Below are 11,768 nucleotides of genomic sequence, written 5' to 3'. Positions count from 1 at the left end.
TAAATAAAATATTTTATCTTTAATTTGATTGAGAAAGTTTTAAAAAAAAATTGACACTACAAAGCAAATTCCAAATATTAATAAACAGATTCGTGTTAATTTAGCGACTCTTTCCTGTATTTTCAAGTTTTTTAGGTCTACAGCATGCTTATGAGCTTGTTCTTTTTGTGCCATATGTATTAATTCCTGTAAAGTACCGGGATAAATACTCTCATACTCACTGATTAAATCAATTGGCGGTAATATATGTTCAAATTTTTTACGGTAAAAATTATTATCAGGCTCGTTTATACTAAAAGTCGTAGCATAACCTTTATTTAATCTATTATTTTTGTTAAAAAAACGTTTAGTCTCTTTCATATTCCTTTTTCATTTTTTGAAATGTATATAATATATTACTTTCAACTATTTTAAAATAATCAATTAATTGCGTTTCTTTTTTTTGCTGTTGTTTGGAGCTTTTCATATTTATTATATTCTTTAACTCTGCATATACTAGTTTTATAAAACTTTGTTTCATTGATTATACTAAATTTATAAAATCTTTTTTTGGTATTAGCGGTTCGCCCCTAAAATTTATAGCATTATTAAATTTATTACAACAGGTTATAAAATTTTTATCACATCTGGCAGTAATTTTTACTTCCTCGGCATCTTTAGCATAATCTGGTATAATATCCTCTAATATAATCAAATCATGAAATTGCTTAGAACTTTACTGTTAAAATGACTTTCGCCGAATATAATTTGACCGCCGTTATAATAGCTGTTTTCTTTATCTAAATCTAGTATTTTTAAACTTTCCTTGAGCATTTCTTTAACCTTATATATGCCGCTATATAAAAAAGCTTTATCTATTTTACATTTACTATCTCCGAAAACTGCTCTACATGTTTTGCTATATCGATTAATTACAGTCTGATTATATTTTACCGTTTCGGGTTTTAAATGCATTTTAAAGTTTAAATCGTATTTTATATATAAAGTGCAATAATATGTAACGAAATGCTCAAAAACCTTGTCAGTATATATTATTATTTTAACAATAGCATTATTTAAATCCATTGCCGTCGTAATGCCGTTTTCCTCAAAAATACCTTCAATGATTATATGGTTTTGTGCGGAATCGTTAAATTCCGCTTCTTTTAAATCTAAACCGGAATTCGGTAAAAAAACTTTTCTTTTCACTTTTTATAGCATGATCGCTATTTGTTAAGTTTAATTCCTCACCGCTAGCTAGCTTAATTTGAAAACAATAAACAAAATTTGTGAGCTTTGTAATTACTTCTTCAAGGGCAATACTTCATATAACTACCTCTACTAACTCTATGTCAGATAATTCTATAGAACCGTCGTTACAATAAGAATATTCAAAACTATCTATACTAAATCTAACAGCTACATCAAAAGTAAAATCAGCAGTTAAAATTGCATCTTGACCTAAGGGAATTGGTAAGGTCACTATACCATCGTTGTAATCTACAATGCCCATAGCTCTTACATTATTAATATATAGAATTACACTATTATTAACCGGTTTAGTGATAACTCGTTCGTAAGGAGCAATAGGATCGCTATTTCCTTAGCTGAAATTTATTTAAATTACCGTCCCCTTTAGTCCTTTATAATCTGCATAATCCCTAAAAACCTAAAAGCAAAATTACTGCCACGTCTTGCTTTAAAAAAGCTATTAAATTGCTCAAATTCCGTACTGCTTAACCTTGCATTTTTGATTAAATATTTCTGACAGCCATAGTTGCGATCTAAATGTCTTGCTTCTCTACCTGATTTAGTTATAGCGTGAAAAGTAGAAAATTCTGGCTTCCCAACCGCAAAACTTTCAATAAATTCCGGCATGCATATATCGTGAAAATTCATAGAATACCTGCGTTGTTATTCAAAAAGAATAAAATCATGATACATATATTTCCAACGCTATTATATTTAAAAATTTGCTTTTTTCTTCGACATTAATAATTCGTTTAATTTCAAATTCTCGCTCTTTAAATAAAATACGCATTTTAGTAGTGATATTTTTAATAAATCTTATTCTAAATAAAAAATATCCTTCCGTTATTATATGTCCGAAACTTATATTTTCTAAAGCAAGAAATTTACTATCACATAATGGTTTGATTTCGGCATAGCTCGTCAATTTCTCTACCCATCTATCCTCCTCCATTCCCTCCCCTGCTATATTTTCTAAAAATTTAATTTGATGCTGAAAATTTTTCACGATTATTTTTGTCATTTTATTACCTTTTAAATTAAGTAAGGTGTCATCCTGCGAGCTTGTAGGCGTTATTGCATGGCTCGGTTTTTCAGTTATCATCCTACGATTTGATCGCGGGATCCAGTTAAAAATACTAACAATGTTAGTATTTTTAATTGTTTTATGGATACCGTGGTCAAGCCACGGTATGACATTGAATAATAATAAATGCCATATTTCCTAAATTTGTATATTTCTATAAGGTAGGTATAAATTTTTTACCTCTTTTGAAAGACCGATACAATTCATAGCTTGACGATCATACATCTCGGCTATATGTAGCATTATTCCGTGTTTTATAGCATGCGGAATATTGTTTTTATCATAACCGCTTATATATTTTACCGTCAGCTCTTCATTACTTAATGCTTTATGTAGAGTTAAAATATTCTGCTCAATCACATAATCATCTGCCGCTAAATCATTTTCTTGGTCTTTAAATTTTTTCTTTATTTTTAGTAATGGGTTATATTTTAATGAAAACTTCCCTTTTCCTGAGATATTACAAATAAATTTAATTTGTTTTGATATAAAATTTAGCTTAGTAAAATTCTCTGCTACTGTGATTGCAGCATCAATTAATCCGACTATTAAATCATCATCATAAATTGCCTCCACCCGCATATAATTTTTTATCTGCTCTAAACTCCGCACTTCTTGTGGAAATATTTTTATGATTTGAAAATTGTTTTTTTTGAACATAATTAAGCCCTCGGTGTTATGCCGTGGCTTGACCACGGCATCTAGAAAAATTAAAAAAGACTGGATCCCGCGATCAAGTCGCAGGATGACACAGTCTCTAACCAAACACCTCAATCTTAATAGCTTCTTGGTTCATCACATCGCCCCCTGCTCTTTTTACGGCATAAAATTTAACAAAAGGCTTTTCGGTATAAGGATCACGCATTATATTAATACCGCTTCTATCTACTATTTTATAGCCTGTTTTAAAATCACCTATTGCTATAGCATTTCCTTTCTTATCCATAGTAGGCATATCGGAGCTATAAACTACCGGTACTCCGAATATAGTTTGCTTAAAAGAATCCGAAAGAGATTATTACCAAATAAAACGCCCTTGATTATCTTTAAGTTTTTGTACTTCCGATAAGGTAATACGGTTCATTAGCAAAGTTGCATTTGCTAAATATTCTTCCTTAAGCGAGTTTATAAAATCAAGCAATCCCTCAGCAGTAATTTTATTACCCATTTTAATTTTCTCAATTTTATCATGATGAGGCGATAAAATACCTTTAATAGAATGAAGTTTTTGTCCTATTTCGAGAAAAAAATCTCCTTCAGTATAATTTTCTTTAACTAACCAGCCATTATAATAAAACTGAGCTAAATGCCACGCTGCATTTTCTTGACTGCAAAAAAGAGCTTCTTTTAATTTTTGGTATATTCCAATTATAATATCTCGGTTATTTTCTGTTATTTCTGATGGACTTTTTCCTGAGTTGGTAGAGGCATTGTAATATTCTCAGAATAGTATTTTAATGCTTCTTATAATATTTCTAAAGAAGTAAGTAATATATTTTCTGTTTTTCTAGTTTCATTTATCATCATTATTTTTATCCCTTTATTTTTTTAAGATATGGTGCAGTTTTCTGCTCCGGTTAGCCAGTAATCATCATTCTTAACATACTCTCTATATTCTTCTATTGGGTTCTAGAGTTATAGGTTGAGATTGGGCTTTAGTAGGCTTTATTATTTCTTCCATTTCTTGGGGTTTTTTGAATTATAGATTTATGCTTATCTTTATTGCTACCCAATACAGTAAATTCGTTTATTTCTTCTTTACATTCAAAAACGCTTTTGTCAGTAACTAATTGGTATTCAAATGGTAAGGTGTCATTAAACTCTTTTATAATTGTTTTTAAGTTAGTCAGGATCAAATATTCAGGAACGGGAATTTTATGCCATTCTCCCTATACTGCATTCATATATCCATTTTCTATTATAGCTAGCTCCTTAAGTTCAGAGTAATCAGATATTCCAAAATCTTTTAAACATATAGAATTTGTTAACTTGCTATGATATAAAAATTTTCCTATATTAATTACAATTTTTATTAAATTACTTAGTTGTTCATTATTAATTCCAAGGTGATTTCCATTTTTATAAAATTCTGATAAATATGCACAAGCATCATTGCTTCCTAAAAACATAGCACCTTGAAAATATAACATGGTATCTATATATTTTTCTTGTTGCTTAGAAATCTCTTCTTCCAGTAAAGCCTCTTGATGAGATTTTTTACCTTTTTCATATCAATATTCAGGAGTTAGTTGTATAAATTTTTGAGTCATAATAGTAGTTTGTTTCATAATCCATATCCCTATAAGATATTACACAAACTATATTCTGAGGTTATTATTTTAATCTCATCTTCGTCTATAGTTTATTGAGGATATAAGCTCTGAATAGTCTATTGTTATAGATATACAGAGGCTATCAAGAGTGAAATTAAAATTGTCAATAATTTTATTCTTATTAATTGCGAAAGGATTTTTACTATTTTGCTTTTGACATATTTCAATAGCTTTTATATGAGCAATAACACTTGGTTTGAGAAATTTTTCATCAATATCTATTGACAATAAGGAAGTTTTTATACATTTTTCATTCTTAAGTTCTCTTCCGACTAAGACCATAATATCTCTAAATTGTATTATATTTATATTTTGAAGTTCATAATCAGGTATTTTTTTTATTACTTCGTCATATAGTTCTACTAATCCTAATCCTTCACATAAATAAGGCACATTTAAAAGCTTTTTCAATTTTTAAGAAATCTTGTGTTAAAGTACAAATATTGTCATAAGAAAGATTTTTAAATTCTTTTAATTGTTTAGAAGCATTTTTACAAAATGCTTGAGACACATAACTTGGGCTGTTATTCTCTTGGGGCATATATCTATTACCTTGTTAAATTGGAGCTTAAGTAGAAGTTAACAAAAATTAAATCTATAATTTAAATTTAGTAATATTTTTGCTAAAAGAAAAGTTCGACAGTGGAAAAAGAGATTATTTTTTTGGAAGGTAGTTGCAATATTATTCTTCCAGTATTATCGATTTTTTTAAAAAAACCGGTTATGAGTTCATTTTGATGTTTAACGCTAATATTCTCATGTAACTTATAAGCATGTGCTAACCATTTTTTTCTAATAAAAGAAAAACCTTGAGCATGCCAAATTTGATAATATTTTTCAAAATTTTCTATTAATATCTTAAGTAAAGCTTGCGGTTCTATAGTCGGTAGATTTTCGCTTATTAAGCTAGTAGTAGGCTGATCTATATTATCAGGGTGATAGGTAATATTAATCCCTATACCGAGAATAAGGTAATAATTATTTTCTACTTTAACGGATTCAAGCAGTATACCGGCAATTTTTCGACCGTTCACCAAAACATCATTGGGCCATTTGAGTTTCACACTGTCATCCCGTGGCTTGACCACAGGATCCAGAAAACAACTTACAGCATCATTAGTTGTTGATTTACTAGATCCCATAGTCAAGCCACGGGATGACATAGTCAACAATTCTATACTCTCATAAACGGCAAGTGCTGCAACAAAAGATAATTGCGGTAATAATTCTAGCTCTTTATCAGGCTTTACTACTAAACTTACATGTAAGTTACCTGATCTAGATTGCCAGTTTTTACTGCTTCTTCCTCGTCCCTTGGTTTGAGATTTAGCAAGTACTGCATAATTTGAATCAATTTTATTACTCTTAGCAATTCTCATAGCCTCAGAGCTTGTACTATCTATTTTATCAAAAACAATTAGTTTAAATTTACCGATGTTCATTTTTTTTAGTAGCCGTCATTGCGAGGAAAGGCGAAGCCTTGACGCGGCAATCTCATAAAGCAGTATAAAATTCTTGAAATTGCCGCACTCACTTCCATTCGTTCGCAATGACGATTTTGACCCCATATAACACCACCTAACTCACCCCCTACTTACATGATTTGCAGCTACGTTATGTTTGCTTTGAATTTTTGGTGTTTCGCTTTTACTTTTAGTTATAAAGCTTTCTAAATCTTGTTTAGTAAATTTAAACTTAGCAATATTTTCATCAAAGGTTTTAGTTTTATCAAATCTTACATCTTTATTTTTGTCTATTCCAAGTACCTCAATGAAACTATCTTTTACTTTATTTGAAGCAGCAGGATCGTTTAAGGTATGCAGCAAAGCTTTCAATGAGTTTGTATCGGCTTTTAGTGTATTATTACGACTAGTTGCAGCAATAATTACATATTCTTTAAGCTTTTCATTTAATTCTTTTTCGTTTAATGCTCCGGTTTTACAAAATGATAATAACATTTTTGTTTTATCATCATGATTTTCAATAACTCCTTCTTGCCATTTAGAAGTATTATTTTCTTTTGATGGAATAAACATTTCTAATAATTTAGTTCCAAATGTTTTATGTAGATTTTTATTATCATAAACTTCATAAACATTTAGTAGAAATTTTTGATGGTCAAATGTTTTATCTGCTTCTTTGCTAAGGTCATGATTATTCAAATGTTCTCTAGTTTGACAATATCCTTTAATATGCAAATAATCAGAATATTTTTGTGCATCTTTGAAATCTAAAGTATCTATTCCGGCAGTATCTAAAACCACAGTGTTTAAAGCATTTTCACGTAACTGCTCATTAGTTTCTCTTAGAGTTTCAGTATATTTAAATTTTCCTCCTACTTTTGCAAGTGTCTTAAATAGTACATCAGCTAAAAACTTTACGATATCACTTGGGCTTTCAAATTTTTTTGCACTATATATAGCAATATTTGCATCAGCTTCCATACCCGTACCAAAAGCCATAGCTAGAGTTCTACCTTGCTTTTTAGCTAAGGTAATCTCCTCCATATTATTAGTTACTTCTTTTATATCAAATTCCGGTTCATTGCCTTTAAAATATTTTGTCGGTATATTATCTCTATATCCGCCGTCGACATATTTTTTACCGTCGATTTCTACCGGCTCAAAAACAAGCGGTATAGAAGCAGAAGCACGGCAAGCTAAAGCAATTTCAACATTTGGCGTATCAAAGCTATTGAAAATAGTTAGTTTGCTTGTCTCTTGCTGAGTTGCCGTAATTACTAAATCCTTATATTGCACGGGATCGTATTTTTGCAGTAACGCTATATCTTTAAAATATATTTTACCGTCTTTTTGATTGTATCTTTCTCTTAATTCATCAAGAGCTTTATCACCTTTAATATTTACTATATCTGATCTCTGTAAAAAATTCCCTATATTTTCTTTAATAACAAGTTCTAATAGATCATATAAAGGTTTACCGTCTTTATTTAACTGTACTATACCCGCAGAAAATCCTTTTTTTCCAAGCAATGTTTGTAAATTTGTATTTTTAGAAATTTCTTCAAATCGCTCAGGCGGTGTCCCAAGAGCTACCACTGCTGCAATTATAGCACCGGCGGAAGAACCGGCTACCGCCTTGACATTATCCAAAATACCGGCTTTTTTAGCTGCCTCATAAGCCCCGGAATACATTGCTCCCTTAGCTCCCCCTCCACTAAAAGCTATATATTCAATAGGAGTTTCTTGAGCCTTTTTAATATCCTCTAAATTCATAATTTTACTTAATTAAGTTATCTTCTACAAACTTCCAGTTAATCATATGCTTAATAAATATGTCAACATAATCAGGTCGTTTGTTACGATAATCAATATAATAAGCATGTTCCCAAACATCACATGCGAGAAGCGGCTTCATACCGTTTGCTATAGGTGTGCCGGCATTAGCGGTTTTTATAATTTGTAACCTATTATCGTGATATACAAGCCACACCCAGCCGCTACCGAACTGCCCTACTGCCTCTTGCTTAAACTGCTCACAAAATCCTTCAAAACTACTGAAATCTTTATTAATTTGTTCTAATATTTTACCGCTTGGCTTACCTCCGCCCTGCGGCTTTATTGAATGCCAAAAAAAGGTATGATTCCATATTTGGGCTGCGTTATTAAAAATAGCTGCATTTGAGTTTTGAGATGACCATTCTATTATTTCTTCTAAATCTTTTTTTTGTAATTCTTCTTTATCTTTGAGTAAATTATTTAGATTTTGTACATAAGCATTATGATGTTTACCATGATGATAATCAAAAGTCTCGGGAGTAAAATGTGGTTTAAAACTCTCTTTCTCATAAGGTAAATCAGATAAGATAAAAGGATGTGAGGTTTGATTAGATTTGTCGCAATAGGTCATATTTATTTTCTCCTATGTTGGTTAAATTATTGTCATACCGCGACTTGATCGCGGTATCTCGTATACGGGCTGCATCATAAGACCCAGTGGTCAAGCCATGGGGTGACAATTGGATAACAATTTATAAAAATCGGAAGCTAAATAAAGCGATCCGGTTATTATAATATTTGCTTTATTATCGCCGTTTATCTTCTTTATATTACTAATCGCTTCTTCGAGTGAGCCGCTTTCGCTAAAATCAATGCCGCTCTTTCCACCTTCTGAATTTACTGTTTCTGCATTATGACTTAGCGGTTCGGATAAAACTTTAACACCATAACCCTTAATTGTCAAACCCTTAAAGTAAGAGCAAAATTCCTCGATATTCCTATTTTTAGTCATACCGAGTATTAAATATATCGGTGATTTTAAATTATCACGAATCCAATTTGCCAAAACTTGAGCTCCGCTATTATTATGAGCTGCGTCTACCCAAATTTGAACATTATCACCTATTAATTTAGAATATTTTTTCGGTTCTATTTTGTCGATTCTTGCAGACCAAACAGTATTTTGCAGTCCTTTAGAGATAATTTCGTTGCTGATATTAAATTGTTTATTTATCAAACTTATTAAAGCAATAACGCTTGCAGCATTTATTAATTGATGATCACCAAGCAGTGAAGGAGTCGGAAACTCATAACTAAAATTATTTGATAAATAAATAAATCCATTATCCATCTTTTTAATACCGAAATCATATTCATAACAGAAACTCGGTACTTCCAGCTCTTCAGCTTTTTTAAGTAACACTTCATAAACTTCAGATACTTGCATACTTATAACACAAGGGACGCAAGACTTCATAATACCGGCTTTCTCAATTGCTATTAAGGGTAATGTATTACCCAGCATATGCATATGATCATATGAAATAGGTGTAATTAAAGTAATTAACGGTCGTTCTACTATATTTGTTGCATCTAAACGTCCACCAAGTCCTGTCTCTAAAATTAATATATCGGCTTTAGTATCCGCAAATGCTAGAAATGCTGCTGCCGTAGTACCTTCAAAAAAACTAGGTTCAATATTAAATTTTTCACTTGCTACCCTCACCTGCTCACAAACTTGCCATAATTCATTATCCGAGATTTTCTCGCCTGCTACTACAATTCGTTCATTAAATTCTAATAAATGAGGAGATGTATAGTAATGTACCTTATAACCGGCAAGCGTAAAGATGCTTTTGAGCATAGCGGCACTTGAACCTTTACCGTTTGTACCTGCTATATGTATAATAGGAGGAAGCCTTAAATGAGGATCACCTAAGGCTTTTAAAAGTCTTGCTATATTTTCAAGATCATATTTAATGTTATTGTTCCAGGTTGGTACCGGAAAATGCGGCATTAGCATTTTTCTTTAAATTTTGGTTTTACTGCATTGATAAGTCCAATTAATAATACTGATTTAATTATTCCCGGTATTATAAAAGGTAATACACCACCGTAAAATGCACCGCTTGGTCCTAAGAATTTAGAAAGCCACATCCAGCCAAAACTCATAATAATTATATTACCGATCAAATATAAAGATATCTGATTTAACCATTTATTAGAAATAAAAATTTTATCTTTTAAACTAGAACATATACGGCAAGTAGAAAACCTGCTAGATATCCTGCGGTAGGACCGAATAATATTCGTAACCTGCTCGGAAACTCTCCAAACACACAGGGATCCCCATTACTCCAAGAGTTATGTAAGATAGTATAGTTAAAGGTGCGGTAGTCTTATTATATGTCAGTCCGATGAACATCACTGCAACGGTTTGTAATGAAATAAATATAGGCTTCATAGGTATTACTAATTTGTGAACAAATAGTTAAGTAATGCCACTCCTAAAACTATTTCTATTGTTTGCCTTTTGGTTAACGGTAGTGAGATTGAATTAAGTTGCATAAAATTACCTCATAATTTCTTTTTAAGTCATTACACTAAAAATTATATAATATTCTTGTCAATAATATAAAAATGAAAATTTATAATGATTTAGGAGTTTCAAAAGAAAGTATTAAGCATTGCGTGCATACCTTAAAACTTTATGCTCCAAAGTATAACATAGATTATATTTCTGCACAAGAAATTATAGACGAAAAGTGGGTTCAAAACACCTTATTACTTATTTTACTCGGTGGAAGAGATTTATACTATGTACAAAAATTGTAAGGCAAAGGAAATGCTAATATAAAAAATTATTTAAAAAATGGCGGTAATTTTCTTGGAATATGTGCCGGTAGTCATTATAGTGGCAATTATTTAGAATTTGCTAAAGGAACAAATATAGAGGTTATAGGTGAAAGAGAATTAAAGATTTTCAATGGACAGTTAGAGGACCACTGCTTGTTCCTTATTATTACAACTCACATAAAGGAGCAAGAGCCGCTTATCTAAAAATCAATCTCTTAATAATATTCGTAAAATACTAAAAGCTCATGATACGGAAAGAATCAAATTATTAAATTATATATTCAAAAATCTAAATCTGTATAATAGCTCGGAGGGGTAAAGCCCGGGATTCTATCTTGTAATAATAACCTAAAAGCCGGTCTTGATTTAATTAGTGAATACCAATGTTTGATAAGCGTCCATTTATCCCAATCAATCTCACCGAAATAATCAAGTACCGATAAGTGACAGCTTGCTGCAATATCGGCAATAGTTAGTGAATCCGATACGATATAGCTTCTTTTTTCTAATAAAGAAGTTATATATTCTAAATGATAATTTAAATTATTTTTTGCAGCACGTAAAAACTCGGTTCGTGGGCTGCTCATTTTAGCAATTGATCTTATAACTTTTTCATCGATAATAATCTTAGTAACTTCACGATAAAACTTATCGTTAAACCAAAAGAATAATCGTCTAATTTCGCAACAAATATCAATATCTTCATCTAAAAAATTAAAATTCGGATATTTGCTATTAAGATATTCGACAAAAGGATAAATACCTACTACAAATAAGCTGTATTGTTCTGCTAAAACAGGTAAAGTTCCGGACGGGTTTATTTTTAAGAATTCTTTATTGAATTGCCAATAGTCTTCTTTAATCGTAGTAAATTCTATATCTAATTCTTTTAAGAAGACACGGGCTTGTCTTGAAAGAGGACAAATAGGATAATGATATAACTTTTTCATTAAATTTATGTCATAGTAAGTTCGGTGTCATCCCGTGTCTTGCCCTATGTTGTATGAACAACCTCGTATGTCATTC

At 30.9% G+C, this 11,768-nt stretch carries 14 protein-coding genes and 5 pseudogenes; 1 reads left to right on the top strand and 18 read right to left on the bottom strand.

Annotated elements, in window-relative coordinates; genetic code table 11:
* Positions 1-39: 39 nt before the first annotated feature.
* From AB1146_RS06825 to AB1146_RS06740, 17 genes and pseudogenes are all read right to left on the bottom strand, one after another.
* Complete coding sequence (locus AB1146_RS06825; RefSeq protein ID WP_010422951.1) at positions 40-360, bottom strand: DUF2335 domain-containing protein; 321 nt, start codon at positions 358-360, stop codon at positions 40-42.
* Entirely contained in the window at positions 347-520 is a 174-nt protein-coding gene (locus tag AB1146_RS06820; protein ID WP_010422953.1) for a hypothetical protein, read from the bottom strand. Before AB1146_RS06820 ends, AB1146_RS06825 begins: the two co-directional genes overlap by 14 nt.
* Before the next feature lie 3 nt (positions 521-523).
* Positions 524-694 (bottom strand): phage BR0599 family protein, encoded by a 171-nt coding sequence (locus AB1146_RS06815; RefSeq protein WP_010422956.1) that lies wholly within the window; start codon positions 692-694, stop codon positions 524-526.
* Positions 691-954: a DUF2163 domain-containing protein gene (locus AB1146_RS06810; RefSeq protein WP_232203611.1), complete on the bottom strand. Its 264-nt coding sequence runs from the start codon at positions 952-954 to the stop codon at positions 691-693. The genes AB1146_RS06815 and AB1146_RS06810 overlap by 4 nt, the downstream gene beginning before the upstream one ends.
* Positions 955-1,077: 123 nt before the next feature.
* Positions 1,078-1,300 (bottom strand): annotated as a pseudogene (locus AB1146_RS06805) (hypothetical protein); the annotation flags it as partial.
* 3 nt (positions 1,301-1,303) lie between these two features.
* Positions 1,304-1,878, bottom strand: a pseudogene (locus AB1146_RS06800) (TIGR02217 family protein).
* Between the two features lie 34 nt (positions 1,879-1,912).
* Entirely contained in the window at positions 1,913-2,251 is a 339-nt protein-coding gene (locus AB1146_RS06795; RefSeq protein ID WP_029374795.1) for a phage head closure protein, read from the bottom strand.
* A gap of 201 nt (positions 2,252-2,452) precedes the next feature.
* Positions 2,453-2,974, bottom strand: a complete 522-nt coding sequence (locus AB1146_RS06785) for a head-tail connector protein (RefSeq protein WP_010422963.1) — start codon at positions 2,972-2,974, stop codon at positions 2,453-2,455.
* A gap of 97 nt (positions 2,975-3,071) precedes the next feature.
* Positions 3,072-3,482: pseudogene (locus AB1146_RS06780) on the bottom strand (phage major capsid protein).
* 721 nt (positions 3,483-4,203) lie between these two features.
* Positions 4,204-4,464 (bottom strand): hypothetical protein, encoded by a 261-nt coding sequence (locus tag AB1146_RS06775; protein ID WP_010422966.1) that lies wholly within the window; start codon positions 4,462-4,464, stop codon positions 4,204-4,206.
* Positions 4,465-4,659: 195 nt separating this feature from the next.
* Entirely contained in the window at positions 4,660-5,040 is a 381-nt protein-coding gene (locus AB1146_RS06770; protein ID WP_010422969.1) for a hypothetical protein, read from the bottom strand.
* A complete protein-coding gene (locus tag AB1146_RS06765; RefSeq protein WP_010422972.1) occupies positions 5,024-5,188 on the bottom strand; it encodes a hypothetical protein in 165 nt (54 codons plus the stop codon). The genes AB1146_RS06770 and AB1146_RS06765 overlap by 17 nt, the downstream gene beginning before the upstream one ends.
* Before the next feature lie 82 nt (positions 5,189-5,270).
* Complete coding sequence (locus tag AB1146_RS06760; RefSeq protein ID WP_010422974.1) at positions 5,271-6,089, bottom strand: biotin--[acetyl-CoA-carboxylase] ligase; 819 nt, start codon at positions 6,087-6,089, stop codon at positions 5,271-5,273.
* Positions 6,090-6,230: 141 nt separating this feature from the next.
* Positions 6,231-7,883 carry a patatin-like phospholipase family protein gene (locus AB1146_RS06755; protein ID WP_010422976.1) on the bottom strand — a complete coding sequence of 551 codons (1,653 nt, stop codon included), beginning with the start codon at positions 7,881-7,883 and terminating at the stop codon, positions 6,231-6,233.
* 4 nt (positions 7,884-7,887) lie between these two features.
* Complete coding sequence (locus AB1146_RS06750) at positions 7,888-8,517, bottom strand: superoxide dismutase (RefSeq protein ID WP_010422977.1); 630 nt, start codon at positions 8,515-8,517, stop codon at positions 7,888-7,890.
* A gap of 90 nt (positions 8,518-8,607) precedes the next feature.
* A complete protein-coding gene (locus AB1146_RS06745) occupies positions 8,608-9,909 on the bottom strand; it encodes a folylpolyglutamate synthase/dihydrofolate synthase family protein (RefSeq protein ID WP_029374797.1) in 1,302 nt (433 codons plus the stop codon).
* A pseudogene (locus tag AB1146_RS06740) lies at positions 9,903-10,454 on the bottom strand (biotin transporter BioY). The gene AB1146_RS06745 and the pseudogene AB1146_RS06740 overlap by 7 nt, the downstream one beginning before the upstream one ends.
* A gap of 66 nt (positions 10,455-10,520) precedes the next feature.
* Between AB1146_RS06740 and AB1146_RS06735 the strand changes: the two are divergent.
* Positions 10,521-11,061, top strand: a pseudogene (locus AB1146_RS06735) (BPL-N domain-containing protein).
* Here AB1146_RS06735 and AB1146_RS06730 read toward each other — a convergent pair.
* Positions 11,024-11,692, bottom strand: a complete 669-nt coding sequence (locus tag AB1146_RS06730) for a glutathione S-transferase family protein (protein WP_010422982.1) — start codon at positions 11,690-11,692, stop codon at positions 11,024-11,026. The pseudogene AB1146_RS06735 and the gene AB1146_RS06730 sit on opposite strands and share 38 nt — an antisense overlap.
* Positions 11,693-11,768: the final 76 nt, after the last annotated feature.

It is taken from the genome of Rickettsia helvetica, assembly GCF_963970025.1.
Classification (GTDB): Bacteria; Pseudomonadota; Alphaproteobacteria; order Rickettsiales; family Rickettsiaceae; genus Rickettsia; species Rickettsia helvetica.
Note: the sequence above shows the minus strand (reverse complement) of the source record. Positions and strands in the feature narration are given on the sequence as shown.

Coding starts and splice junctions, on each gene's coding strand:
- AB1146_RS06765 (WP_010422972.1), bottom strand. CDS start 5,188: ATGCCCCAAGAGAATAACAGCCCAAGTTATGTGTCTCAAGCATTTTGT.
- AB1146_RS06750 (WP_010422977.1), bottom strand. CDS start 8,517: ATGACCTATTGCGACAAATCTAATCAAACCTCACATCCTTTTATCTTA.
- AB1146_RS06795 (WP_029374795.1), bottom strand. CDS start 2,251: ATGACAAAAATAATCGTGAAAAATTTTCAGCATCAAATTAAATTTTTA.
- AB1146_RS06810 (WP_232203611.1), bottom strand. CDS start 954: ATGCATTTAAAACCCGAAACGGTAAAATATAATCAGACTGTAATTAAT.
- AB1146_RS06820 (WP_010422953.1), bottom strand. CDS start 520: ATGAAACAAAGTTTTATAAAACTAGTATATGCAGAGTTAAAGAATATA.
- AB1146_RS06785 (WP_010422963.1), bottom strand. CDS start 2,974: ATGTTCAAAAAAAACAATTTTCAAATCATAAAAATATTTCCACAAGAA.
- AB1146_RS06745 (WP_029374797.1), bottom strand. CDS start 9,909: ATGCTAATGCCGCATTTTCCGGTACCAACCTGGAACAATAACATTAAA.
- AB1146_RS06730 (WP_010422982.1), bottom strand. CDS start 11,692: ATGAAAAAGTTATATCATTATCCTATTTGTCCTCTTTCAAGACAAGCC.
- AB1146_RS06760 (WP_010422974.1), bottom strand. CDS start 6,089: ATGAACATCGGTAAATTTAAACTAATTGTTTTTGATAAAATAGATAGT.
- AB1146_RS06755 (WP_010422976.1), bottom strand. CDS start 7,883: ATGAATTTAGAGGATATTAAAAAGGCTCAAGAAACTCCTATTGAATAT.
- AB1146_RS06775 (WP_010422966.1), bottom strand. CDS start 4,464: ATGTTATATTTTCAAGGTGCTATGTTTTTAGGAAGCAATGATGCTTGT.
- AB1146_RS06825 (WP_010422951.1), bottom strand. CDS start 360: ATGAAAGAGACTAAACGTTTTTTTAACAAAAATAATAGATTAAATAAA.